The organism is Mucilaginibacter sediminis (assembly GCF_051903035.1).
Classification (GTDB): domain Bacteria; phylum Bacteroidota; class Bacteroidia; order Sphingobacteriales; family Sphingobacteriaceae; genus Mucilaginibacter.
Map to the genome: position 1 here is coordinate 1,193,133 of NZ_CP170602.1, position 26,833 is coordinate 1,219,965.

At 43.2% G+C, this 26,833-nt stretch carries 23 protein-coding genes; 11 read left to right on the plus strand and 12 right to left on the minus strand.

Translation table 11 applies throughout. The annotated features are described in order from the left end of the window. The first annotated feature begins 176 nt into the window (after window positions 1–176). The 3 genes from ACFGVS_RS04750 to ACFGVS_RS04760 are packed head-to-tail and all read left to right on the plus strand — an operon-like array spanning window position 177 to window position 1,568. Complete coding sequence (locus ACFGVS_RS04750; RefSeq protein ID WP_439697685.1) at window positions 177–413, plus strand: hypothetical protein; 237 nt, start codon at window positions 177–179, stop codon at window positions 411–413. Next, a complete protein-coding gene (locus ACFGVS_RS04755; protein WP_439697686.1) occupies window positions 413–1,207 on the plus strand; it encodes a HipA family kinase in 795 nt (264 codons plus the stop codon). The genes ACFGVS_RS04750 and ACFGVS_RS04755 overlap by 1 nt, the downstream gene beginning before the upstream one ends. Then, complete coding sequence (locus ACFGVS_RS04760) at window positions 1,188–1,568, plus strand: DUF3037 domain-containing protein (RefSeq protein ID WP_439697687.1); 381 nt, start codon at window positions 1,188–1,190, stop codon at window positions 1,566–1,568. The genes ACFGVS_RS04755 and ACFGVS_RS04760 overlap by 20 nt, the downstream gene beginning before the upstream one ends. Before the next feature lie 50 nt (window positions 1,569–1,618). Here the strand turns inward: ACFGVS_RS04760 and ACFGVS_RS04765 are convergent, their stop codons facing one another. After that, window positions 1,619–4,351: a glycoside hydrolase family 78 protein gene (locus ACFGVS_RS04765; RefSeq protein WP_439697688.1), complete on the minus strand. Its 2,733-nt coding sequence runs from the start codon at window positions 4,349–4,351 to the stop codon at window positions 1,619–1,621. 72 nt (window positions 4,352–4,423) lie between these two features. Beyond that, entirely contained in the window at window positions 4,424–5,191 is a 768-nt protein-coding gene (locus ACFGVS_RS04770) for a polysaccharide deacetylase family protein (RefSeq protein ID WP_439697689.1), read from the minus strand. Between the two features lie 156 nt (window positions 5,192–5,347). On the opposite strand from ACFGVS_RS04770, the gene ACFGVS_RS04775 reads away from it, so the two are divergent. Continuing rightward, window positions 5,348–5,875: a DinB family protein gene (locus tag ACFGVS_RS04775; protein WP_439697690.1), complete on the plus strand. Its 528-nt coding sequence runs from the start codon at window positions 5,348–5,350 to the stop codon at window positions 5,873–5,875. A 598-nt stretch (window positions 5,876–6,473) separates the two neighbouring features. On the opposite strand, the gene ACFGVS_RS04780 is transcribed toward ACFGVS_RS04775, so the two are convergent. The 7 genes from ACFGVS_RS04780 to ACFGVS_RS04810 form a co-directional block, all read right to left on the minus strand. Then, complete coding sequence (locus ACFGVS_RS04780; RefSeq protein ID WP_439697691.1) at window positions 6,474–7,304, minus strand: amidohydrolase family protein; 831 nt, start codon at window positions 7,302–7,304, stop codon at window positions 6,474–6,476. Continuing rightward, window positions 7,297–8,142, minus strand: coding sequence for a fumarylacetoacetate hydrolase family protein (locus tag ACFGVS_RS04785; RefSeq protein WP_274208557.1), 846 nt, complete (start codon window positions 8,140–8,142; stop codon window positions 7,297–7,299). The genes ACFGVS_RS04780 and ACFGVS_RS04785 overlap by 8 nt, the downstream gene beginning before the upstream one ends. A gap of 24 nt (window positions 8,143–8,166) precedes the next feature. After that, the gene (locus tag ACFGVS_RS04790; RefSeq protein WP_439697692.1) at window positions 8,167–8,931 is read right to left on the minus strand and encodes an SDR family NAD(P)-dependent oxidoreductase; all 765 of its coding nucleotides are present in this window, start codon (window positions 8,929–8,931) and stop codon (window positions 8,167–8,169) included. A 162-nt stretch (window positions 8,932–9,093) separates the two neighbouring features. Next, on the minus strand, window positions 9,094–10,752 hold the full coding sequence (locus ACFGVS_RS04795; protein ID WP_439697693.1) for a UxaA family hydrolase: 1,659 nt from the start codon (window positions 10,750–10,752) through the stop codon (window positions 9,094–9,096). Between the two features lie 88 nt (window positions 10,753–10,840). After that, window positions 10,841–12,190, minus strand: coding sequence for an alpha-L-fucosidase (locus tag ACFGVS_RS04800; RefSeq protein WP_439697694.1), 1,350 nt, complete (start codon window positions 12,188–12,190; stop codon window positions 10,841–10,843). Between the two features lie 28 nt (window positions 12,191–12,218). Continuing rightward, the gene (locus ACFGVS_RS04805; protein WP_439697695.1) at window positions 12,219–12,551 is read right to left on the minus strand and encodes an L-rhamnose mutarotase; all 333 of its coding nucleotides are present in this window, start codon (window positions 12,549–12,551) and stop codon (window positions 12,219–12,221) included. A 303-nt stretch (window positions 12,552–12,854) separates the two neighbouring features. Beyond that, window positions 12,855–13,727, minus strand: a complete 873-nt coding sequence (locus ACFGVS_RS04810; RefSeq protein WP_090649684.1) for an AraC family transcriptional regulator — start codon at window positions 13,725–13,727, stop codon at window positions 12,855–12,857. Between the two features lie 160 nt (window positions 13,728–13,887). Between ACFGVS_RS04810 and ACFGVS_RS04815 the strand changes: the two genes are divergently transcribed. Both ACFGVS_RS04815 and ACFGVS_RS04820 read left to right on the plus strand, forming a co-directional pair. Then, window positions 13,888–15,114 (plus strand): hypothetical protein, encoded by a 1,227-nt coding sequence (locus tag ACFGVS_RS04815; protein ID WP_439697696.1) that lies wholly within the window; start codon window positions 13,888–13,890, stop codon window positions 15,112–15,114. A 19-nt stretch (window positions 15,115–15,133) separates the two neighbouring features. After that, complete coding sequence (locus ACFGVS_RS04820; RefSeq protein ID WP_090649679.1) at window positions 15,134–16,384, plus strand: hypothetical protein; 1,251 nt, start codon at window positions 15,134–15,136, stop codon at window positions 16,382–16,384. A 158-nt stretch (window positions 16,385–16,542) separates the two neighbouring features. Here ACFGVS_RS04820 and ACFGVS_RS04825 read toward each other — a convergent pair whose 3' ends face one another. Further along, window positions 16,543–19,392, minus strand: coding sequence for an outer membrane beta-barrel protein (locus tag ACFGVS_RS04825; protein ID WP_439697697.1), 2,850 nt, complete (start codon window positions 19,390–19,392; stop codon window positions 16,543–16,545). A 344-nt stretch (window positions 19,393–19,736) separates the two neighbouring features. On the opposite strand from ACFGVS_RS04825, the gene ACFGVS_RS04830 reads away from it, so the two are divergent. From ACFGVS_RS04830 to ACFGVS_RS04850, 5 genes are all read left to right on the plus strand, one after another. Then, complete coding sequence (locus ACFGVS_RS04830) at window positions 19,737–20,813, plus strand: sensor histidine kinase (protein ID WP_090649673.1); 1,077 nt, start codon at window positions 19,737–19,739, stop codon at window positions 20,811–20,813. Continuing rightward, the gene (locus ACFGVS_RS04835; RefSeq protein WP_274208565.1) at window positions 20,810–21,565 is read left to right on the plus strand and encodes a LytR/AlgR family response regulator transcription factor; all 756 of its coding nucleotides are present in this window, start codon (window positions 20,810–20,812) and stop codon (window positions 21,563–21,565) included. The genes ACFGVS_RS04830 and ACFGVS_RS04835 overlap by 4 nt, the downstream gene beginning before the upstream one ends. 165 nt (window positions 21,566–21,730) lie before the next feature. Beyond that, window positions 21,731–23,131 carry an ATP-binding protein gene (locus ACFGVS_RS04840; RefSeq protein WP_274208566.1) on the plus strand — a complete coding sequence of 467 codons (1,401 nt, stop codon included), beginning with the start codon at window positions 21,731–21,733 and terminating at the stop codon, window positions 23,129–23,131. Between the two features lie 48 nt (window positions 23,132–23,179). Then, window positions 23,180–24,841 carry a response regulator gene (locus ACFGVS_RS04845; protein ID WP_090649664.1) on the plus strand — a complete coding sequence of 554 codons (1,662 nt, stop codon included), beginning with the start codon at window positions 23,180–23,182 and terminating at the stop codon, window positions 24,839–24,841. 9 nt (window positions 24,842–24,850) lie between these two features. Continuing rightward, the gene (locus ACFGVS_RS04850) at window positions 24,851–25,126 is read left to right on the plus strand and encodes a UBP-type zinc finger domain-containing protein (protein WP_439697698.1); all 276 of its coding nucleotides are present in this window, start codon (window positions 24,851–24,853) and stop codon (window positions 25,124–25,126) included. 155 nt (window positions 25,127–25,281) lie between these two features. Here ACFGVS_RS04850 and ACFGVS_RS04855 read toward each other — a convergent pair whose 3' ends face one another. Both ACFGVS_RS04855 and ACFGVS_RS04860 read right to left on the minus strand, forming a co-directional pair. Further along, complete coding sequence (locus ACFGVS_RS04855; protein WP_439697699.1) at window positions 25,282–25,713, minus strand: DoxX family protein; 432 nt, start codon at window positions 25,711–25,713, stop codon at window positions 25,282–25,284. A gap of 436 nt (window positions 25,714–26,149) precedes the next feature. Next, window positions 26,150–26,818: a DUF4291 domain-containing protein gene (locus tag ACFGVS_RS04860; protein ID WP_439697700.1), complete on the minus strand. Its 669-nt coding sequence runs from the start codon at window positions 26,816–26,818 to the stop codon at window positions 26,150–26,152. Window positions 26,819–26,833 lie beyond the last annotated feature (15 nt).

Sequence of the window (26,833 nt, forward strand, 5' to 3'; positions counted from 1 at the left end):
AAAACATAGCATTGCTTAATTATCCTAAATTTGTCCTGATTTTTCAATTTATGGCATATAATTCTTCTGTTGTGAACAATTGGACCGGAATTTTAAAGACATTCGGCTTCTTTATCATACTCGGATTGATATATATAATTACGAAGGTTATTCAAAGCAATCATTATAATTATGTAATGAGAAATTCGATTGTTGTTGATGGAAAAATAACAGATTTACACCACACCAAGGGTGGCGAGGTATTGAAAGTTGAATTGCCGTTTAATGGAAAAACAATATCATCCACTTGCGAATCTTCGATAGATGACAGTTTAAAAGTTGGCGATAGCATAAGACTTCGCGTTTCGGTATATAACCCTATCGACTATACTGAGTACGTCAGTCGGATAAAAACAGATAGCGCAGAAAATTAATGAATTACAATCCACCCCAACTCCGCACCATTAGGGTGATCCGTTATGTTACACCATTGCGCGAAGGCGGGTCACTGCCGGCTATCGCCGAAGGCGACGACGAGTTTTTATATGTACTTAAATTTCGTGGGGCCGGCCAGGGCGTAAAGGCACTTATCGCGGAGCTTATTGGCGGGGAATTGGCCCGCCTGTTGGGCCTGAAAGTACCCGAACTGGTGTTTGCTAATCTTGATGAAGCCTTCGGCCGCTCTGAGGCCGACGAGGAGATCCAGGACCTGCTCAAATTCAGCGTAGGGCTTAATCTTGCTTTGCATTATTTGTCGGGCGCCATAACGTACGACCCGGTTGTTAACACTTTGGATGCTAAACTGGCATCCAAAATAGTTTGGCTTGATTGCCTGCTCACCAACGTTGACCGAACCCCGCGCAATACCAACATGCTGATGTGGCACAAGGAACTTTGGCTTATTGACCATGGGGCGGCCCTCTATTTTCACCACTCGTGGAATAACTGGCAGGAATCGGCAAAAAAACCATTTGTGCAGGTAAAAGATCATGTACTGCTTCCGCAGGCATCTGAATTGGATGAGGTGGATGCCGAATTTAAGTCCATTGTAACATCTGAACGCATCTACAACATTGTGAATTTAATCCCCGACGACTGGCTTACCGATGAATCAGGAAACGGAACACCGGCCGAGCGCAGGGAAGTTTACGCGCAATTTTTATTAACCCGTATTGCATCATCGGCAATATTTGTAACCGAAGCTAAAAATGCCCGATCAGCTATTTGAGTATGCCGTAATACGCGTTGTACCCAGGGTAGAGCGCGAGGAATTTGTAAATATTGGCGTAATACTTTATTGCCCAAAACAGCAATTTTTAAAAGCAATTGTATCAATAGATGAAGCACGGATAGCGACTTTTGCACCCGGCCTGGATATAGATTGCCTTAAAGATAACGTTAAATCGTTTGAAAAAATAGCCCATGGCGCTCCGGATGCCGGCCCCATTGCCAAACTGGATATAGCTTCGCGCTTTAGATGGCTTACTGCTACACGTAGTACCGTGGTGCAATCGTCAAAAGTGCATCCAGGCCTATGCACGGATGCCGAATTGACTTTGAAGCGATTATGTAACCAGCTGGTGGGATAATCGTTTATGTAACGCAGAGTGCAAAACTTTGCACTCTGCGCACGTTTAAATTATTTAGCGATAACCTTATCTTTAACCACAACCCAAGGGTAGTTAAATGTATAATCGCCTGATCCTAAATGTACTGTTGTGCCGTTTGCATCGTCACTGGCACCTGTTAGCGGTTTACCATCCTGTTTTACATCTTCGGCATGTGCCTGTGGCAGTGTTAGCCCTGCTGTGGTGTTAGCAGGAATTTTAACATGTATGCGCATGATGCCATCTTTAACTTCCCACTCAGAAAGCAGCTGGCCATACATGGTTTCAAAAGTTGCTTTGGCAAATGTAAACTGGCGGCCGGGTTCGGGTTTCAATACTATATTCTTATAGCCTGGTTTACCAATTTGCAGGCCGGTAACATGCTGGTACATCCAATCGCCAACGGCACCGTACGAATAGTGATTAAAGGAGTTCATGCTTTTATCCTGGAAAGTACTGTCGGTTTTAATACCATCCCAACGCTCCCAAATGGTGGTTGCGCCCATTTTTACAGGGTATAGCCATGATGGATACGTTTTTTGCAATAACAGGTCATAAGCCACATTGGTATACCCATTTTGCGATAACACCTGGCACAGGTAAGGCGTACCTAAAAACCCGGTTGAAAGGTGGTTGTTCCGGCTGCGTACATCCTCAACAAGGTAAGCCGCTGCCCTGCTTTTTAAACTATCGGGCACCAGGTTAAATTTCAATGCCAGCACATAGCCTGTTTGCGAATCGGCAAAAATGCGCCCTGTGGGGGTCATATAATTATGGATGAATGCCTTTTTCACACTTTCAAACACATCATTGTATTTCTTTTCGTCGGCGGTGTTGCCTATAGCACCCGCGGCCTGGCTAAGTAATTTTGCCGAATACGCATAAAAAGCCGTAGCAATCATATCAGGGTTGGTATAACCGTTTGGCTCCGAAAAATCATAGATGCCGGGACGGTAAAACAACCAATCACCAAAAACACTACCTCCCCGCCAAATGTAATTATCGCCCGCTTTTTTGATGATCTTATCAACATACGCTTTCATGCTGGGATATTGGGTTTGCAAAATGCGTTTATCTGCATAAACCTGGTACATTGTCCAGGGAACAATAACGGCCACATCGCCCCAGCCTGCCGATGTGGCACGGTTAGTTTGTAAAACATCTGGCACCACAAAAGGCACTCCGCCATCCGGGAACTGGTCGGCTGCTACATCTTTCATCCATTTGGCAAAAAATGGCCCTACATTCATGTTAAATGCTGCCGTGCGCGAAAAAACCTGTGCGTCGCCTGTCCAGCCCAATCGTTCATCGCGCTGCGGGCAATCTGTAGGAATATCTAAAAAATTACCTTTTTGCCCCCACTGAATATTGTGCTGTAACTTGTTAATCATGGTATCTGAACAGGTAAACTGCCCTGTAACCGGCATATCCGAGTGGATTACAACTGCAGTAAAATTCTCCGGTTTAATCTCGCCCGGGAAACCCTCTACAGCAATATACCTGAAACCCATAAAGGTAAAGTGCGGCTCAAATGTTTCCACGCCATCCCCTTTCAGGATATAATTAATAGTAGCGGTGGCGTTGCGCAGGTTGGCTGTATAAAACTCACCAAATTTATCCAACACCTCGGCATGCCTGATGGTAACAGTTTTTCCTGCCGGGCCGCTCACTCTTAATCTTATCCACCCAGTCATATCCTGGCCAAAATCAATAACTTGGGTTCCTTTTGGGCTTTTAAAAATCGCTATAGGTTTCAGTTCGGCAATTTGGTGCACCGGCACACTTTGTACCCCAACCAATGTAGCATTTGTAATATTATTGGCTACATCAACTGGCAACCATCCTGCGTCATCAAGCCCTTTTTTGTCCCAGCCGTTTATTTCTTTACGGGCATCGTAATTTTCGCCATCGTAAATGCCGTTAAGCGTTACCGGCCCGTTTTGGGTGCCTTTCCATGAGCCATCGGAGTTTACGTTTTCGATAGTGCCATCAGCATAAGTTATTTGTAACTGGCATAACAAGGCAAGGTTTTTACCCCAGAAACCCCAGTTGTTCATATAAGCTATCGTGCCTTTAAACCAGCCGTCGCCAATCATGGCACCAATTACGTTATCGCCGGGCTGCAGCATCGTGGTAACATCATAAACCTGATATTGCAGGCGTTTTTTATACTCGGTCCAGCCGGGTGTAAGTACCTGGTTACCTATTTTGCGGCCGTTAAGATATAACTCATACACCCCGTGGGCGGTAGCATAAACCCGGGCCGATATCACTTTTTTAGATGCCGAAAATTGCTTGCGTAACATAACTGCAGGCATTTTGCGTGAGCTATCCTGCTTGGGTTGCACCCAACTGGCCGTCCAGTCGGCGGCGTTAAACAATCCTGTTTCAAAATAAGCTGGTTTGCTCCAGGCAGATGTATTGCCGTGGTTATCCCATACTTTTACCCGCCAATAGTAGCGTGTCGCCGATTTTAGCGCAACTCCATTATAAGTAACAAATACCGATGAATCGGATGCTACCTTGCCCGTATTCCAAACAGTTTTGGACGACGAGAATGATGCCTCAGTAGCAACAACAATAGTATAGGCTTGCTGTAAAGTATTCCTTTGCGCGGTATTAATTTTCCAGCTCAACCGCGGATGGCTGATATCGATACCTATCGGGTTGGTTAAATATTCGGCGGTCAGGCTTTCAACAACAGGTTTTTGCGCCATGCAAATCGCCGGCAAAACAGCAAATAAAAAAAGTAAAATACGTTTCATGATTTATGATTGGTTACCAATGATATCATTCGCGTGCGGCAATGGCAACCCCGTCTGTCTTTTGTATACCCCTTAATTAATCGTTTTAGCATAGTCGAGGGCATCCTGGAACGTACGCACTTCTATTTCACCCTCGTGTTGCTTAAGGTAAAGCAATAATTGTTTGTGTGCTGCAGCAGGTGTAGTTATATAATCGCCGCCGATACCATGAAACATAAAAACCCCTAACCCACCGCTTTGTTGTGTCTTTTTAACAAAAGCAACCAATTCATCGCCCGTAACACCGCCATGTATGCCCCAGGCCGGTACCTGCATGGGGTCAATCTTTTTAAAATCGGTTATTACGGCATCGGCGCCGCCGCCAATACGTGCGTATTTGACGATGCCGGCGGCACCCAGCGAATCGGCGTATTTTACGCCGCCAACAGCTATTTCGGTACAGGGGTAGGCATACGTGCGCGTACCTGTTTTTCCGTCAACGGCAAACAGCAGGTTATTCATTTCGGCAACTTCGCGCTTGATCATAAATACCGAATAGTTGGCCGAATTATTTGCAGGATTGGCTTTTACCGAATTGGTTAAACAGGGATGATATAGCGAGTGGTTAGCCAATTCGTGCCCATTTAAAGCTACCTGCCGCCAGCGTGGGATGGTTGCCTGGGTTATATATCCCGTCAGGAAAAACGTACCCTTAAATCCTAACGAATCGAGTTGTGGCAGCGCTATATCCAACTGTGACGGCAAAGCATCATCATAGGTAAGCACTATGATAGCTTTTTTATGAGTTTGAGCCAAGGCGGTAAAATTGAGCAATACTAAAAGCAGGGTTATTTTTTTCATAAACGCAGGTTTAAAACCTGTACTAATATAGACTAACGCATGATTTTTTTGGCGATGGAAAACGAATAAAATAAATTAAACTTTATTAAATGCTACTGACATAGGGCTGTCACAAGCTGGTTGTTACTTTGAGTTATAATCAAAAACAAAAACGCTATGAATATTATCCCAATGTTTTTAAAGGAATTAGAGCAGGAAGCCCAAACCACCCGTAAAATGCTCGAAATTGTGCCAACCGACAAATTTCAATGGCAGCCACACCCGAAAAGTATGACCATTGAAGACCTTACTGTTCATATTGTGGATTTGCCAAACTGGCTTGCATTAGCGGTGTACACCGATGGATTAAATTTTGCCGCAGAACCTTACAATCCACCTAAAGCCGAAAACACCACTGAACTGTTAGATTTGCTGGAACAATCGGTAGCTAAAGGCAAAGAAGCCCTGCAAAACATAACCGAAGAAGAACTGCTGAAACCCTGGACACTAAGCAATGGCGATGTGATATTGCAAAACTATAACAAAGCCGAAGTAATCAGAGTTGCCTTTTGCCAGCTTGTACATCATCGCGCCCAGTTAGGTGTTTACCTGCGCCTGCTAAACATTCCGATACCCGGCAGCTACGGCCCCAGCGCCGACGAACTGAGCGGAGAGTATCAACGCGAAGTAGCAAGTACCATTTAGTAGTAAGTATCAAGACAGCTGCGAAAATTGGTTAATCCGAAAGTTAAAAAATCTTGATACTTACTACTTACTACTAAATAAAAACGATTGTCCTTTATTTAGAACAATCGTCTTTTACATGTCTTGCTGTGTGGATACTAATTCCTATACTTTGATAATTTCCCTTCGTTTATTTCTTCAAGGAAACCGTTCTCGTTAATTGCGTACCGGGCATAGGTTGTATCGGTATCAATTTTATATTTTGTAACAGAATTTGATTTTTTGCGTGTTTTAGAGCGCAAAATGAAGATAACGACTGTGAAACAGATTACGGCAAGCAGTGCAGCGATTTGGAAAAATATAAAAGGCATAACGTTGAAAATAAATTGTTTAATACGCACATCTAAAACTGTGATAAAAACTTAACGGTTTATAATTTTAGCTGTAATCGTTGCCTATACATAGCTAAATATGTGCCAACATTTTATTAACGTTTATGCTTAGAAGAATGTTACAATTTGAGGGCAAAAAATTGAGGGATATGGAGCCTGTAGACAGAAAACTTGCGAAGTTTTAAAAACTTCGCAAGTTTAATAAAATGAGTATGGGAAAGTGAGGCTTATAAGCCATAAAACGAAATAGCGTTGCCTCCCCAAAATTGTTCCTGCTCGGTGGCAGATAGCTTAGCAACATAGTTTTGCATTACCTGCATGGTACCCTCGTAACCGCCTGCCAGCAGGCAAACCGGCCAATCGGAACCGAACATGACACGGGCCGGGCCAAATGCCTTGAATATTACATCAAGGTATGGGGTAAAATCATCAACCTTCCAGTTAGCCCAATCGGCTTCGGTTAGCATTCCCGAAATTTTGCAGGATACATTTTCATGTTTGGCCAGCGCTTCGATATCCTTTTGCCAGTCGCCTATTTTTTTATCCTTGATGTGAGGCTTGGCCAAATGATCAACCACAAATTGCTGATTGGGAAAATTTCCTACCAATTGATTAGCAAAAGGCAGATGCCGTGGAAATATCAGGATATCATAGGTATAGCCGTACTTTTGAAGCATGCCTATGCCTTTTTGAAAAGCAGGCTGTAGCATGTACTGGTCATCTGCCTCTGATTGCAAAACATGCCGGAATCCTTTGAGCTTATCGTAGCTTTTATATTGCAGCAATTGGTCTTCAAGGTCATCAGCTTGCAGGTTTACCCAGCCTACTACGCCTTTTACAAACGGGTTTGCGGCTGCGTGATCCAGCAAAAACATGGTTTCATCGCCGGTTTGGCTTGCCTGTACAGATACACAACCATCTATGCCGTGCTGTTGTAAAATGGGTAACAGGTCAACCGGCGAAAAATCACGTTTTATAGCCAGCATCTGGTCGTTAATCCAACTATCCCTCACGGGGTCAAAAATCCAGAAATGCTGGTGCGAATCTATCTTAAGCATATGCTACCACGTTTTGTTTTTGCTCACCAAGGCCGTCAATACCCAATTCAATAACGTCGCCAGGTTTAAGGTAAACCGGCGGTTTCATACCCAGGCCAACACCGGCGGGGGTACCTGTTGATATAATATCTCCTGGCAACAAAGTCATAAATTGACTTGTGTATGATATTACCTGCGGCAGGTTAAATATAAAGTTTGATGTGGTACCATATTGCATAATTTCGCCATTTACTTTCAGCCAAAGGTGCAGGTTGTGCGGGTCTTCAATCTCATCAGCAGTTGCCAAAAACGGACCCAGCGGTGCAAAGGTATCGCAGCCTTTGCCTTTATCCCAGGTGCCGTTACGCTCCAGTTGAAACTCGCGTTCGGATACATCGTTGTGCAATACATAGCCTGCAACATAGCTCATGGCATCTGCTTCATCAACATAAGAGGCTTTTTTACCGATAACTACGGCGAGTTCAACCTCCCAATCGGTTTTTACCGAATTTTTAGGAACTACTACATTATCATTAGGACCAACAATGGCCGAGGTAGCTTTCATAAAAATTACCGGCTCGGGCGGCAGCGGTGCGTTGGTTTCATGCGCATGGTCGGCATAATTTAAACCGATGCATATGATTTTTGACGGGCGCGCGAAGGGGCTGCCCAAACGTGCATCATCGGCAACCTGGGGCAGTTCAGCATCTTTTATAAATGCGGCTAAACGTGCAAGGCCATCGGTTTCAAAAAACTGTTCGGTATAATCTTCACCAAAAGCCGATGTGTCGTATTTTTTATTATTAAGGATAACACCTGTTTTTTCTTTACCGGGTTCGCCAAATCTAATAAGCTTCATTGTATCTTGTTGTTATGGTTTTGTTTAATTATTAAGGGTGATAAAACCGCCATCGATAGGATAATCGGTACCGGTGATAAACCCGGCCTCATCTGAGCACAAATAAAGAGCCAATGCTGCCACCTCTTCTGATTTTCCCATGCGGCCAATCGGCTGGCTTTTGGAGAGTTTTTCAAAAATTTCGGCTTCGTGCCCTGCATAATTTTTGGCGATAAAGCCATCAACAAAAGGCGTATGGATACGTGCCGGAGAAATGCAGTTACAGCGGATATTGTCGTGCAGGTAATCACGGGCCACAGACAGCGTCATGGCGTGTATAGCCCCTTTACTCATCGAGTAAGCAAACCTATCGGTAATACCAACACTGGCTGCTATCGAAGCTGTATTAAGAATAACCCCACCCCCATTTGCCTTTAAAATAGGAACAACGGCGTACAGGCAATTGTAAGCGCCTTTTACATTTACGTTAAATACTTTTTCAAAATCGGCAGTGCTGGTGGTATCGGCGCGACCAATGTGGGCGATACCTGCATTATTTATTAAAATATTAATTACACCAATGCTTGTAAAAGTATCAACCACTTGTTGCTGGTTGCTTACATCGCAGGCATAGCCTTTGGCTCTGCCCCCGGCGGCCTCTATTTCGGCAACGGTATCGGCCGCTGCTTTATCATTTAATTCGATGATGTGCACAGTAGCGCCCTGCTGTGCAAAAAGTATCGACATTGCCCTGCCAATCCCGCTGCCACCGCCGGTAATTACTGCTGATTTATTGGTTAGTTTGAACATAATAATTTTCTATTTTGTCATCCTGAGGACCGAAGCATCTATTAGTAAACTTTGCATATTGAATATGCATATTGCAGAATAGATGCTTCGTTCCTCAGCATGACAGGTTGTTAAATATCCTTTTCAAAGCCCTCTCCAAAGGAGAGGGTTGGGTAAGGCTCTTTATAACGACACTCCCCTCTTCCACGGTATAAAATCGTCCTGGCCAAGCTTTACCGATTTGGGTTCTATTTCGCCATTGGCAACTTGTATTACATAATTCAGAATCCGCTCGCCGGCCTGTTGTATGGTTTCTTCACCCTCGATGATAGTACCGCAGTTAATATCGATAATATCGGGCATTCGCTCAAACATTACCGTATTGGTTGATAGTTTAATAACAGGTGTAATGGGGTTACCTGTAGGCGTACCCAAACCAGTGGTGAATAACACAATGTTTGCGCCCGATCCAACTTCGGCCGTAGTACTTTCCACATCGCTGCCGGGCGTACATAATAGGTTTAACCCCGGCCTTGTTACTTTTTCAGGATAATCCAACACAGCGGTTACCGGAGATGTGCCGCCCTTTTTGGCCGCCCCCGCCGATTTGATGGCATCGGTGATCAAACCGTCGCGGATATTCCCCGGGGATGGGTTGGCGTAAAAGCCCGATCCATCCGCCTCGGCACGGGCGTTATAGGTAGTCATCAATTGCATAAAACGGTTGGCGGTTTCTTCGTCGGCACAGCGATCGCTCAGTTCCTGTTCTACCCCGCAAAGCTCTGGAAATTCGGCCAGGATTACCGAGCCGCCCATGGTAACCAACAAATCTGATACATAACCCAAAGCCGGGTTTGCCGAAATGCCCGAAAAACCATCAGAGCCGCCACACTCCATACCTATGCATAGCTTTGATAGCGGCGCAGGCAGACGCTGAATTTGGTTAGCCTGTACCAGCCCGGCAAAAGTTTGTTTAAGGGCTTGTTTAAGCAATTCACTTTCGGTACCCACTTTTTGCTGTTCCAATATCACCATTGGTTTACTGAACGCGGGATCGCGTTTGGCAATCTCGGCCTGCAAAATGCTTACCTGCGCATGCTGACAGCCAAGGCTCAGCACCGTTGCCCCGGCAACGTTTGGATGAGTGATGTAACCGGCAATCAATCCACATAAAGCATCCGAATCATCCTTGGTGCCACCACAACCCATACTGTGGTTCAGAAATTTGATACCATCTATATTTTTAAACAGGCGTTTTGAGTTTGGTTTATCAGCGCTTAGCTGAATATCGGCATTCAAAATCTCTTCAACAGATTTACCTGCCTGGTAAAGCTCCATTAACTGCTCTACATCGCCTTCATAGCTTTTAGCTTTTTTATAGCCAAGCTTATCAACTAACGCCTCTTTTAAAACCTGGATGTTCCGGTTTTCGCAAAATACAAGCGGTACAACTATCCAGTAATTTGCAGTTCCTACAGATCCATCGGTACGGTGATAACCGTTAAATGTTTTGCCCGCAAAATTTGCGGTATCCGGCTGGTGCCAGCTCAGCTTACGCTCGCCCAAGTGAAATCCTTCCGATGCGTGGTGTACATTAGCTGTAGTAAGCAAACCTCCTTTGGGTATTGTTACAGTGGCCTTACCTACCAGCACGCCGTACATATAAATTTCGGCATCTTGTGCCAATTCATTAATAGCAAATTTGTGTTTGGCCGCCACACGATCAACCAATGGAAAGCTTTCGCCCTCAAAATTAATTATTGTGCCGGCTTCGAGGTTTTGAAGCGCTACCAGCACATTATCGTGTGGGTGAATTCTTAAAAATGTTTCTTTTTGCGACATATTTTTTGTTCATGGATCATGGATCATAGTTCATAGTTCCCGGCAGCTTTTTTTTCACCATGAACCATGAACTATCAACCATAAACTTTTAATTAAGCGATAACTCAATAACCGGTATCTCATAAGGTGGCTTAGCCGGCATGGTAACCTCCAAATCATCAGATCCTGATGGTTTGTACAACAACTCCGAATGATCATTTAAAAACTGCGCGTATTTAATTTTACCGGCGTAACCAGGCAGTATCAGCTTGCCCCCGGGATAATCAAACAATTGTACATATAGTTTCTTTGTTGTCTTATTGTAAGTAAGTTTTGTTCCCTCGGGTATTTTATAAGTATCCGGGGCGTAAGTACAGTTGTAAATTGATTTATCGTTGGCATGCATCCAGTGTGCCAAACTATCCAGCGCATTTGTGGCACGGTAGTCAAATTCGCCGCGGGCTGTTGGGCCTACGTTAAGGATAAGGTTACCGCCATTACTTACCGATGTTATCAGCAAATCCAATAACTGGCGGTGGGTTTTCCATGTATTTTCATCGCGATAGTATCCCCATGAGCCCGAAAATGTTTGGCAGGTTTCCCATGTTTTGCCACGGTATTTGGCCAGTTCGGCTGTACTTACCTGTTCCGGTGTTTCAAAATCGGCGCCATCTTTATATTCTTCCAGATTAAGGCGGTTATCTACTATAATGCCGGGTTGCAATTTCCTGATCAGTTTTAGCAGTTCAACAGATCCCCACTCGTCTTTACCCTTGCCATGCCCATCACCACGCGGGAAAGAAAAATCGAGCCAAAGGATATCAATTTTACCATAGTTGGTTAGCAACTCTGTTATCTGGTTGCGCATATATTGGCGGTATTTGGCCATATCGCGGTTTTTATTCAGTTTGGCATAACTGGCGTCGCTTTTATCTTTTGGCGATTGCGGGTGAATTTCATCAATAGTATAATCGGGGTGGTGCCAATCTAACAACGAATAATAGAAGCCAACTTTAAGCCCCTGTGCGCGGAAAGCGTTTACATACTCGCGTACCAAATCGCGTTTGGCCTGGGTATTAGGCGCTTTATAATCGGTATATTTTGAATCGAAAAGACAAAACCCTTCATGATGTTTAGTGGTGAGTACCGCGTACTTCATACCGGCAGCTTTGGCCTGTTTAGCCCATTTCTGAGGGTCAAAATAATCGGGGTTAAACTGGTCGAAATATTTCTGATAGCCGGCGTTGTCAATCTTCTCGTTATGCTTTACCCATTCGTGCCTTGCCGCGCCCGAGTACAATCCCCAGTGAATAAACATGCCAAAGCGACTGTCTTTCCACCATTCCATCCGTTTTTCTTTTTGGGCATCCGTTTCGGTGCCAATTGTTTTTTGTTGTGCCGAAGCCGATAAAACGGCTACCAACATCACCAGCATAGATAATTGAAGTTTTTTGAACATGAGGTTTATAATTTAGTTGACAGGTTATTTATAGCTGAAATATTTTATCCATTAAAACCCATTTTTCGCCTTTTTGGGCACCTTTAATAGCCTGCTGATATTTCCACATCAGGTTTTCCCATTCCAGCACTTTTGGATTAGCAGCATCGGCAGCCGACTTTTTTTCGAAACTGAAAGTATCGTCGGTTTCCATGATCATAAACAGGCGCACATCAAAACGGTAAATTTCCATGTTAGTGATGCCGTAATCGGTAATACTTTGATGAATCTCGGGCCAGATAGCCTGGTGGTATTTTTCGTATTCGGCAATCAGCTTGGCATCGTCAACCAAATCAAGCGTTAAACAATAGCGGTGGGCCATAAATAGATTTAAAAAGTAGTATATCGGTTATACAAAGAAATAAAGTTTACAGGTAAATAGTTGGTATAAAATGGTTAAAACATTCAGCTTTTTTGGCATATACAGAGCAGCCCCCTCTCTAAATCCGGTACGGGAGATTTTACCTGACTATTTGTTAAAATCCTATCTAATGGGAAGGATTTAGCCGGAGTTTAATCATTACGCTGTTCTTACCATGCATTCAGTCCTTTGTGGCAAGGGGAGAGATAGCTAAAAAAAAGACGAAGATCAAAAGTCTCCCTACCGGGGAGATATAGAGGGGGCTTACGAATTCTTAATAAACTCCTTCTGGTACATCAGCGGGCTTTTGCCGGTCACCAGCTTAAAATGTTTGTGAAAGGTTGAAAAGTTATTGAACCCGCTATCGTAACATAGCTGTTTAATGTTCAGCTTATCTTCTATCAGTAATTTACAGGCGTGGCCAACTTTTATTTCGATGATAAACTGCGAGAAGGTTTTGCGGGTTTTTGATTTAAAGTACCGGCAAAACGAGTTGGAACTTACACCCGCTATCTCGGCAATCTCATCCAGGTAAATCTTTTTCCTGAAATTCTGCATCGAATATTCATAAATATTGTTTAGCCGGTCGTTCTCTGAATCATTATGATCGTATTTAAAACCAATGGAAGCCATGTAACTCGATGCCGCGCTGGTGGCAATAGCATTTAGTGCCTTTAGCAGCATGATAATCCTCTCGGCGCCATCGGTACCTGGCATGGCTGCCATCTGGGCGGCTACTTTTTCTTTTGCTGCCCCGGTAATCTGCAACCCGCGTTTTGATTTTTCGAACAATACTTTGATCAATTTATTCTCTGGCAATTGCAAAAATTGCTCGCCCCAAAAGTTTTCGCAAAAGTGTACTACAAAAACCTCTACCCCTTTATTTTCAGCGGAGTTAAAATACAAATCGTCAAAACGCCAGTAGTGCGGCAGGTTGGGGCCAACCAACACCATGTCGCCCGATTTGAATTGTTTAATACTATCGCCAATAAACTGTGTACCGCTGCCTTTTTTCAGGTAAATCAGTTCCAGTTCGGGGTGGCAATGCCAGCGGTTGTTAATATCGGGCAATACATCGTGCCGCACACTAAACGAGTGTGCAGGGCCCGAAGAAACTTTTAGTAACTGTGGTTTCATTCAGCTTATTTTACAATTGATGCGATAAATATAGCCAATAATTGTAAAAATAGCTGATTGTCGCACTTTTTTTACGCCACTAAAAAAACGACACGTCACATTTTCTTTTAAGTGATATATTTTTATATCTTGCTGCCAGATTAAATCCAATTATTTCCTAATGAAACCTTATTACAAACTGCTGCTTCCGGCATTAATATTGCCTTTATTTTCTGTTGCGCAAAGCAATTACAAACCAGGTTATGTTGTTACGCTTAAAGGCGATACTTTACGCGGCTTCATCAACATTAAAGAATGGGCTGTTAACCCACGAAAGGTTAGTTTTAAAACATCGACAAATGACACTCCCCCCCGCGACCTTGGTGTTAGTGATATCACTTCGTTTGCAGCTACAAATTCAGAAGCATATCAAAGATATATTGGCTTACTAAACGTCGATCCAACCAAAATATCCAGCCTTTCAAACGGCCGAAACACGGATACCAAAACTGATTCGGTGTTTTTAAAGATCATCCAAAAAGGAGCCAATATTACTTTATTTGAATATGCCGACGATTTAAAGAATCATTACTTTGTTAGCGGAAGTGGCGATGCTCAGCCAACGGAACTGGTTTACAGGGTTTATAAGAATGATGGAAAAACCATAAACGAAGATGCATATAAACAACAACTATTCCTGTTATCGGAAAAGTACAACGGCTCCAACAACACCAAAACCATTATTGAAAAGGCCGACTATAATGCGGATGACCTAATCGAAATAGCACGATTTATCAATAAAACTAATGCGAAACAAGACGCAACATTAACCGATGGCAGTAAAAGCACCCAATTTTTTGCTTCGGCGGGTGTAAACTTTGGCAACATTACATCAGGCATCGACGCATTTAAAGAATTTGACAGCAAATCAGCCTCATCAATATTCCCGCGCATTGCCGTCGGAATAAATGTATTGGCTAACCCCAGTACCGGAAAACTGATATTCAGGGCGCAGCTTGCTTATACCAGTAATAAGTTTAAAGGAAATCAAACCGGCGGCTCTACTTATTCGCTAACTCAAAATAATATATCGCTGATACCACAAATCCTGTATAATTTTTACAATACAAATGACTTTAAATTTTACGCCGCTGCCGGTGCCGCATTTAATATATCAGCTTACGGCGGTAACAAGTATACCTATTCAGGTGCAGGTAAAACAACCGTTACAGATGGCTATCTGTTACAATCAAATTGGATATCATACCCCATAAATATCGGCGCGGTGATTGGTAAAAAATTCGACATCACAGCAGGATATATACCGAATGCGATCTTTACCAAGGATAACACAAATTACATGCAGGTAAGTGCTGTTCAAATAGCCTTAAACTACTATTTTAATTAAAAACTAAACCTCTATCGCAATGAAAACTTTATTTTCAATAGCAGCAGCATTAACGTTGCTACCTGCTTTAACGTTTGCGCAAAGCAATTATAAGCCAGGCTACATTGTTACCCTAAAGGGTGATACTTTACGCGGTGAAATAAACCAGAAAGAATGGTTTGGCAACCCCAAAAGCATCGAATTTAAAAGCACTGCAGGCGTTAAAAACTATACGGTAAATGATATAAGCTATTTTGAATTGCTTAATTCATCTATTTATCAGCGGTACTCCGGCGAGATCAGTATGGATGAAACCAATACTTCAAAATTGCAAACAGGAGTTGATTCAACCAGAAAGCAGGATGTGGTATTTTTAAGGGTGGAGCAAAATGGCCCAAATGTAACCTTGTATTCATACATTGATGCCAAAAAGACGAGGTTTTTTATTGGCGATAACAAAACCAGCCAGGTTAAGGAACTTGTTTACCGGATTTATTATTTGCCAGATCACGGCGTACAAACCCGGAGCGAAAATATTTACATACCGCAACTGTATGACCTGGCTATTAAATATAACCCGACATCGGAGAAATTAAAAAGCGAAATAGAAAATGCTACTTATAGTTTACCCGACCTAAAAAGCATTTCCCAAAAACTCAACAATATTACTGTTGATAAAAAAACGTATGGTGGTAAATCGGCGTGGAAATTTTTTGCCGGCGTGGGTGTTAATGCTACCCTGTTTACAACCAGTCCGGGTACCAGCCAGGGCACCAAATTTTACAACGCAAAAAATACAACATCTGTGTACCCCGCAGTGTCAGCAGGTGTAAATTTATATCCAAATCCAAGTGTTGGCAAACTCATTGTACGTGGCGAAATAATGGTTACCGGGGCAGCGTATAAGAACTCTGTAGATCTCTATTTTAACCAGCCGGATATACCAAAATCTGATTTTAATGTAAAGGAATTTTTAGTTATTGTTAATCCGCAGGTGATATACAACATTTATAACACCAACAATTTTAAATTCTTTATCGACGCCGGTATATCCTATACTTTCGTAAAAACCACGGGCAATTCTATCTACAACAGCCATCTTCAAACAACTACGTACAACTACCTTTCTCTAAGTTCGGGACTAATCAGTTTCCCTATCAAGCTGGGTGTAACTTTAGGTAAAAAAGTGGACATATATGTTTCTTATTCCACTCCCGCGGCTATTACCAATAGCAAAAATTATACTATAAATGCAAACAGCATTAAAGCGGGCATTAATTACGAGTTTTAAATCAAAAAAGCGTCCCGGTATCTCACCCCCGGGACGCTGTGTTATGGCTTAAACCAATAACATCAACTAAATCCAGATCAACCTCGCGTATGATCATTGCTTGCCATCTTTCTCAGGGATAGCCAGATTTTAAATATCGTTTCAGACTTTCTCCCTCATTAAAACGGGCCACCGCCACCCGGAGGGGGGCCACCAGGGCCAGGGCCGCCCATACCACCGGGCCCCATTGTTGGTTTCTTACCTGCAAATTTCTGTAGCTTAAGTGTAAAACTTAACAAATAATACCTACCCAGCCTGTTGCTGCTGGTTTGGGTTACATAGCTACCACTTTGCGTACTGGTGTAACCCGTATTTTGATTAAACACATCCATTGCCGAAAGGCGGATAGTACCTGCATTTCCTTTTAAAAACCTGCGCTCAACATAGGTATTTAATATGTTGGGGTTGGCTGCTCCTTTATAGCCGTAATAAAACATCTTGGAGTAATCGTAACTTACTGTCCAATCCTTCCATAAATAATTTTTGCCGTTGATGCCCAGGTTAAGCGAGCTGAAATTATTGTTGATGTTGGCCGTAGTAATCGAATTATTCGACTTATTTACCGCGTAGGTTGTGCTGGCCTCGGCATCTACAACATCAGTAATACTCAACCGGAATCTGACGCCTTGCGAGAGCACCAGGTTTTTAGCTATATTTTTCTCGGTTGTCATGGCATAACTTGTCGAATCGACATTACTTATATAAGAGATGTTATTATTGTAGGCAACGTTGCCTATAAAGAATAAATTATATTTTCTTTTTTCCCAGGGTTTGGCAAATACGTAAAAACCCTGTGCCGAGTAAAATCCATCGGCATTCAAATACTGGGTTAAAATACTTCCGGCCAGTTTGCTGTTTGGCGTGTATGTTTTAGGGTAATTGATAGTGTTGGCTACTATCTTATTATCGGTAGTGGTGAAAGATAAATTACTGAAAAACACATTCCCACTCTCGAAATTAAACTTGTTGTACCTGATGGATAGGTTGTTATTAAACTCTGGCTTTAAATCGGGGTTACCTTGAACCGGGTACGATGCATTGCTGAAATCGGTAACAGGTTGCAACTCGGTATAGGTTGGCTGGTTGCTCACCCCGTTATAGTTTAAGCTTAACGACTGATTACGCGAGAAGTTGTAAATGAACCTGGCATTAGGTGCTAAGTTAAATGTATGGCTATCTGTTGGCGAAGCACCGTTAGTTAATGATTGCCCGCGCAGTATGGTTGGTTGTGCTACCAAACCTAAGGTGTAGTTATACTTTTTATCGATAAAACGATAGTTTAAGCCAAAACGATTGGTAATAAACGTGGAGTTATAATTATTGCTCAGCAAGCCATAATAATCTTTGGTTACGCCATCAAGGCTGAGGGTATCTGTCCGTTTATCAGCCGTAGTATAGGCGTAATGATAAGCATATGTTAATTCAAGATACCCTTTTTTACTCACCGGCTCCAAAAACGATACGCTTGTACCCAAACTATCGGTACGGCTGTTGGTATTAATAAACTGATTGAGCGGCGCGTTTGCAGCACCATCTAAATAGGTATAAACCGGGTTTTGGTATTTATTGATCTTGTATGATCCGGCACCAACATTTACGCTAAAATTGCGGCCTTTACGGGCAAAACGGTGGTTAAATAACACATTGGCCCCATAATTTGGTTCGGTTTGGTTACTGTAGGTATCAAAATTATAATTGGATATGGTTTGGGAGTTATTAACCAACAAACTACTGCCTAACTGTGTGGTAGTTACTTTTGCATAAGCAAACGATGGTGTAATTTTAATATAATTAACGGTATCGGGCTTAATTTCGATATTGAAGTTGAAACGATGGTTCAGCTTTTCGTCGTTTTGGGTGTTGTTATTGGTATTGGTGCTTGGGTTTGATGTAGATATATTGTTTTGAATGGTTTTGTTGATGGTATATACCGAATTATCGGCAAAGCTATAGCTGCCATAAGCTGTAACTTTTTTGCCCCAGCTATCGCGGTAGTTAAGGCCAAATGACCGTGCTGTAGTGATACCGTTAGTATTGCTGCTATTACCACCCGGAGGACCACCCGGACCGCCGCCTCTGGGGCCGCCGCCGTTAAAGGTAAACAGGTTGGTATTGGTATTATTTAGATTGCCCAAAAAGGCCAGTTGCTGATCGCCGTTAAATTTGAACATATTTGCCGATGCCACATACCTGTTCCCCTCCTGGCTGTTGGAGATACCGGGAATAGCATCCCTGCCCCCGCCCACGCTGGCCTGGCCAAAATACCCGTAATTTTTACTCTGTTTTATGGTGATGTTAAGGATCTTGTCAGGCTCGCCGCTTTTTACACCGGTAAGATTGGCCTGATCGCCGTAGTCATCAATAATCTGGATGTTTTGTACAATATCAGCGGGCAGGTTTTTGGTGGCCGATTTTACGTCGCCACCAAAAAAATCTTTACCATTTACTCTTACTTTGGTTACACTTTTACCCTGGGCGGTAATATTGCCATCTTTATCAACATCAACACCAGGCAATTTTTTAATTACATCCTCCACAGGGGCATTATCACGAACCGGGTAAGCAGCGGCATTAAATTCAACCGTATCCTCCTTAAGCTTTACCGGGTTAACATCAGATATGGTAACCGTGTTAAGCATATAGGTATCATTTTTAAGAATAATGGGCTTTAACAACACAGGAGTACTGGCATTATCCAACACAAAACGACGGCGCAGCCCCTGGTAACCTATCGAGTTTAAAACCAGGCTAAACGTGTTTGTTTTTACATCGTCAAAGGTAAATGCGCCCTTACTATCGGTAATTACTTTGGTGCTATCGGTACCGGTTAGTAATTTAACGGTGGTTCCAGGTAAGGTTACCCCGGTTGAGTCGGTGACAGTTCCCCTGACCCGCCTGCCCGTTTGGGCAAAGGTTGTGAGGCTAAACAGCAATGCTGCGATTATCAGATATGTAGATTTGAGTTTCATCCTGTTGCGGCTTATTTACAACACAAAGGAATAACATCGGCATCACCCCCAAAAACGCAATAGACAGGGGTACTACAAACGTAGATGAAGGCATGCTTTTTACCTATAAACCCATGCATTTGCCCCCTTAAACTCCAATAACACTATTTAACGGTTAATTTTGGCCATTTGTCGGCGAGTTATGCCTCTTAGGCGATTATGCTTGATTGATAGCCAATTGGTTTAGTAATATTGAAGAGTTATTAAACCGCCATCGAGAATCTTCAGGTCAAGATTTTCTGTCGAAAAATAAAAAACATAAATAGTCCTGATTCTCGTATCTTGACTTCTGATTATAACCAGCAATGAGCCTCAAATCAAAAAGCACTACGATTACTATCCTAATTCATGTATTAATATGGGCCGTACTGGTTTTTGCCCTGCTTTTATACCAGCCGCTTACCTGGAACATCGTATTACCTTATCAATTCTGGGTAAAACAGGCTTTGGTTATTATTGTGCTGGTGGTTGCTTTCTATATCAATTCTATTGTACTTGTGCCGGTATACCTATTAAAAAACCGTACCGGAATGTACTTCCTGATTATCATTGGGTTAATAATTGCCATATATTTTTTAAACAATCTTTTCGACAGTGCTTTAAATATGCATCAATTAATGGATGCAGCTACGCACAAACACAGCAGGCCGCCAAAACAGGGCGGCGGCAGAAATCATATTTTTGATTTTGTAATCGTGTTTATCATGGCATTGGTATTAGGCATCAGCACCAGCATTACGGCTATTCAAAAGTGGCAGGCCGATATCAGGCTCCGCGAAACTTTAGAACAAGATAAAATCAGTTCGGAATTATCGTTCCTGAAAGCGCAGATCAATCCGCATTTCTTTTTCAATACGCTGAATAACATTTACGCGCTTACGCATATCAATGCCGAAACATCGCGCAAAGCTATTCACCAGCTTTCGCGGATGATGCGGTACGTGTTATATGATACCCAACACGGCACTGCATTGTTAAGTCAGGAAATAGCCTTTATAAAAGACTACATCAGCCTGATGGAACTACGGCTTACCGATAAGGTGAAAGTTACATTTAATTCGCCCCCAGCTGTTAATGATATGACCGTTGCCCCTATGATATTTTTACCTTTTGTGGAGAATGCCTTTAAACATGGCATCAGCGCCACGCTGCCCAGTGAAATCCTTATCAGCGTTGAACAAAATGCAGAGATGCTGGAACTAAGGGTAGAAAACTCCATTTACAAAGACGCCAACCCCAACCTGGAAGAAAACAAAGGCATTGGCCTTACCAATACCCTGCGCCGTTTAGATTTGTTGTATGCCGGAAAATACACATTGGATATAAAGGAAGATGTCGCCGCAAATACCTATAAAGTTCACTTAATACTCAACCTGTCATGATATTAAACTGCATAGCCGTTGATGATGAGCCCCTGGCCCTTGGGCTGGTTTGCGCCTTTATTGAACAAACGCCCTTTTTAAAACTTACAGGCCGCTACAGCAGCGCTGTTGAAGCACTGGTTGGTTTACAAGACCAAAAGGTGGACCTTATTTTCCTGGATATACAAATGCCCAATTTAAACGGCATCGAGCTGGCCCGTGTGCTGGATAGCCGGGGCGCCAGCAAACCCCGTATCATTTTTACCACGGCTTACAACCAGTTTGCGTTGGAAGGCTACAAGGTTGACGCGCTGGATTACCTGTTGAAACCTTTTAATTACGAAGAGTTTTTGCATGCCGCCAACAAAGCATTAAGCTATGCCGAGCTGCTACAACGCTCAGCCAACCCGGCCCCCGCCGCGATGACTGCTCCCGAAGAACATCGTATTGAGGACGACTACCTGTTTTTAAAGATAGAGTACCAGCTGGTGCGCATAGCACTTAAAGATATCCTGTACATAGAGGGCCTGAAAGATTACGTTAAAATATACCTGCAAGGCACCGAGAAAGCCCTGCTATCGCTCACCAGTTTAAAATCGCTGGAAGAAAAATTGCCGTCAAAACGCTTTATGCGGGTGCACCGCTCGTTCATCGTATCGTTAGATAAAATAAACTCCATTACCCGCAACGCCCTGCAAATTGGCAAGGTAAACATCACCGTTGGCGATCAGTATAAGGATGCTTTCGGGGTATTTTTGAGCAAGTGGGTGTAAGTGTATGAATCAGAATTTTCAGAATTTGAAAATTAACAGAATCCTGTCTGTTGAAATAAATTCCGGGTATTCTTAAATTCTGAAAATTCTGATTCAGACAACATCGCTTTGCAATTTTTTCTCTCCCATTCTCCCGCATTAAATAATAATCCCTAATTTTATTTTATGCAAGAGGTAACCGTATCCTGGCTTAAATCGCTCGAAGCTTTAGAGCATGTCCCGGATGATCAGCTGCAATGGCTGATAGATAATAGTGAATACAAAATATTTGAAGATGGCACGTTGCTTAATGAGCCTGGCTCACCCGCTACGGGGCCACATATAATTATTGAAGGCAGTATGCGGTTTTACATGCTGCAAAACCGCGGCCGTCGCGATTTTGTTGCCGTAGGGCCCGGAAGTATAACAGGCTATCTTCCGTTTTCGCGCGGACTCATTTCAAAAGGCTATGCCGAAGCTATCGGCGAACTGCATGTTTTGAGTTTCCCTACCGAGCGGATAACCGAAATGATAAAAAATCATTTTGAACTTACCCAGGCGTTAGTACACATCATGACCAACCGCGTGCGCGATTTTACAGCCCTGCAGCAGCAAAACGAAAAAATGATGGCCTTAGGTAAACTATCCGCCGGGCTGGCCCACGAGTTGAATAACCCGGCATCGGCCATTGTGCGTGATTCTACTTCCCTAAGCAAGCACTTACAGTTAGCGCCTGATGCCGTAAAGGGAATGTTTGCCATAAAAATGACCCCCGAACAGGTTGACGGTGTAACCGGCGAGATGTTTAAAGTGCTTGGGGCAAAAGAAGGAACACGCCTGAGTTTGAAGCAACGTACCCAACGCGAAGATGAAATTGGCGAATGGCTTGATGAAAACGAGATAGAAAACAGCTACGACATAGCCGAAAGCTTTGTTGATTTTAATTTTACGTTAGAAAATCTCGACACTTTAAAAAGCTATATCCCAAAACAGTTTTTGTCGACCATCCTTAACTGGATGAGCAACAAGCTGGTGGCCGAAAAAATGATCCTGGATATCCAGGAATCATCCAAACGGATAGCCGAACTGGTAAGTTCGGTTAAAACTTTTACGCATATGGACCGCGGACAGGATAAGCAGTATGCCGATATTCATATTGGTATCACCAACACGCTTACCATGCTGGGTTACAAAATTCGTAAAGGAAATATTACCGTTGTTGAAGATTTTGACCGAACTTTGCCCGAAGTTAAAGCGCTGATTGGCGAGCTTAACCAGGTTTGGACAAACCTTATTGATAATGCCCTTGATGCTATGGCACCCGCGGGCAAAGGCATCCTGACCATTAAAACCCGGCGTGACCGGGAGTTTGTAGAAGTTTTTATCATCGACGATGGCCCGGGTATCCCCGAAGATATCCAAAGCCAGATTTTCGATCCGTTTTTTACCACCAAAGAGATGGGCAAGGGTACCGGCATGGGGCTTGAAGTGGTGCAACGAATTGTAAAACAACACCGTGGATCGATCAAAGTAAAATCGAAGCCCGGGTGTACCGTGTTTAATGTTTGCTTCCTTATTGACGGGTAGCCAACATTTTTTTAATAATATATTTATCATTTACCTGTAGCAAAACCTATGAATCGACCTATTATATTTTCAATTGATGATGATCAGCAGGTACTACGGTCTATTAGCCGTGATCTGCGGTCACAGTACGGTAAAGAGTACAAAATACTAAGTACGACATCGGCACAGGAAGCACTGGAAACACTTACCGAACTCAAAAATGGTTCGGATGTGGTAGCCTTGTTTCTTTGCGACCAGCGCATGCCCGAAATGGAAGGCGTTAAATTTTTAGAAAAAGCAAAAAAAGTATTTCCTGACGCCAAAAGGGTATTACTTACGGCATACAGCGATACCGAGGCGGCTATTAAAGCCATCAATGATGTGCAGCTGGATTATTACCTTATGAAACCATGGGACCCGCCCGAAGAAAAACTATACCCGGTAATAAATGATTTGCTTGCAGATTGGCATAACAGTTATATTCCCGAATTTGTGGGTATTAAATTGGTAGGGTACCAGTTTTCGCCGCAATCGCATGTGATAAAAGATTACCTGGCCGGTAACCTTATCCCCTATCGCTGGCTTGATATCGAAAAGAATGTGGATGCAGGAACGCTACTGGCTTTAAACAACCTATCTACCGATTGCCTGCCCATGGTGTTTTTTGAGGACGGCAGCTATCTGCAAAAACCATCGATACAGGGCATAGCCGCCAAGCTTGAAAAAAACACCCAAACATTAACCGATGTTTACGATGTGGTAATTATAGGCGCTGGCCCCGCCGGCCTTGCCGCCGCGGTTTATGGCGCATCCGAAGGTTTAAAAACCCTGCTGATTGAGCGTAAAGCTCCGGGCGGACAGGCAGGCACCAGTTCGCGGATTGAAAACTACCTGGGTTTCCCGGCTGGCTTAAGCGGTGCCGATCTTACCCGCCGGGCCATTACACAGGCCATGCGTTTGGGCGCCGAATTTTTATCGCCCCAATCTGTTAGTGATATCAAACAAAAAGATGGTTACAAAACCATTATTTTGGATGACGGGCCCGAAATTATAAGCCGCACCGTAGTGATAACTACCGGCGTTGATTACCGTAAACTGGAGGTTAAAGGCGTTGAAAACTTTACAGGCGCGGGCATTTATTACGGAGCCGCCACTACCGAAGCTTCGGCTTGTACGGGTAAAGATGTTTATGTAATTGGCGGTGGTAACTCGGCCGGGCAGGCTGCCATGCACCTTTCTAAATATGCCACGAAGGTGCATATCGTGATCAGGCGCGAGGACTTGGTGGCAACCATGTCGGCCTACCTAATTACACAAATCAGCGAAACACCCAACATTGAGGTGCTGGGCAATACCGAGATTGTAGAAGCCCACGGCGGTAACTGCCTGGAAAAATTAACCTTAAAAAACTGTATAACGCAGGAAACTTTTACAAATAAGGCTGCTGCCTTGTACATTTTTATAGGCGCCAAACCATATACCGACTGGATTAAGCTCGACATTATAAAAAACAACAAGGATTTTATAGAAACCGGCCGCGAGCTGCGCAGCTACGAAAGCTTTAACAAAGTATGGAAACTTAAGCGCGATCCGTTTTTACTGGAAACCAGCTGCTCGGGAATTTTTGCCGCCGGCGATGTACGCGCCGGGGCCATGAACAGGGTGGCATCTGCCGTGGGCGAAGGCTCAATGGCCATTAGTTTTGTTCACAAATATTTAGCTGAAGTTTAATAACACAATATGCAAAACGACGACCAAATATGCCAGCACCTGGCGGCAATTACCGATATTAAACAACCAAAGGAGTACCTGTGCGAAGAGTGCGTTAAAACACATTCATCATGGATGCACCTGCGCACCTGCCAAACCTGTGGCGTTACATTATGCTGCGATAACTCGCCCAATACCCACATGACCAAACATTTTGAAGCCACCGGCCACCCGGTAGTAATATCGGCCGAGCCCGGCGAAAGATGGCTATGGTGCTATGTGGATGAAGCGGTAGTGGGCTATTAGATGTGCAGATTTCAGATGTGCAAATTTCAGATGATTTTGATTTGCACATTTGAAATTTCAACATCGAAACTGAAGCTTCATTTGCACATCTGAAATCTACATATCTGCACATCAGTCCCTTCATCTGCACATCTGAAATCTGCAGATCAACAAGCTTATCCTTCCAGGTACCTATCCAAGGAGATTGGGCCTGAACCTAAGATGGTGAACAGTGATAGTAGGATTAATGCAATTACCGATGGCCATTCCAGGGCATTTATTGGTTCCCGGAAAATACCGGTTACAAATACGGCTCCTAACACGATGGGGATCTGGATAAGAGAAGCCAGCCGGGTAAATATACCGAGCGTTATCAGGATGCCTCCAATCATGTGGGCAAAAGTTACATAATAAACCAAAACCATTAGTACCCCTGGCGAAAGATCAACGATATCCTGGCTGTCGATAAGATCGCGCAGGTAGGCCGTGTTTTCCATAAAGGCTATGCCTTTCAGCAATAAAAATACCCCAAGGGCAACACGAACAAGATCAAGGAATTTAGGGTGATGGGTATCGCCCCAATGTTCAATTTTATGAACCACATTCATAACAGCCTCCTCATTTTTAAAGGTGTAATTGGTTTTGGCAACCAGGCGGCTTGCGGGGAGAATAAAGCAGATTGGTTACGCTATATAAATATAGTAACAAACTTGTTATAATTGCAAATTGTTTTTATTCGGAATTTAAGGCAAACGCGCCAAAATTGGGTTAACATAACTTAACACATTTTAGGCGAGAAACGATATAAATATTTGATAATCAATAATTTGTATTTTTAACATGGTTAACATTAAAAATCATGTTTCGCGCAATGTAAACGCATCTTAATTTTTGTGCCTGCCGTTGGTTAAAACAGGTGCCGAAGCGACCTGGATTTTTTAACCAGGATCAGACAATAAACACAAGCTATCGTTTGACGCTAATATCTTCCTGGCATCATTGGCTTACTCCGTTGTTTACATTTATAATTTCCAACAAAATCTATCACTCTATGCCTACCCTATCATTCAAAGCAGCGTCGCTGGTTTTAAATACAGTTTCAAATGGCACTGATAGTTCATCCAGGCAGCCGGCATCTAACAATTGTTTCTGCTGCTTTACAAAATCTGTAACATCTTGAACCTTCCTGATTTGATGTTTACCAAAATCTTCCAGCGTTTTCCCTTTTAAACCCAATTGAATTGCGCGGCGTTGCAGCTTATTGCCATATGGGTCATGGTCAGGATCCCATTGCAGGCGCACTTCCTTTTGCTCCAAATCGGCCATCCATTGTGCGTGGCTTTGGTAATATTGAGGATTAAATGAAGATATGGCTGCTTCACCCAGGATTTTCTCTAAATCCGTCTTTTGAATCCACAGGGCAAGTACTCTCTCCTGGTTTTCCTTTTCGGCCCAGCCGCAGCGGTACATCATCCATAAAAAATTGGGCTTTATCCACGACATCCGGCTATAACTATAATGGTTACCGCCAAGGAATTGATGCTCTACCGCAAAATCGGCAATGCGATGATTATAGGCCTGGTAAACAACGATAAGATCTTCGGTTTGGTGGCCTAACAAATGCTGGCCGGTTTTGGGTAATCTTTGGATGCTATTCCGGTATAATTCGGTAGTGATGTGTAGTAGATTGTTTTTTGTTAAATTGGTATTCATTAATGTATTATATAT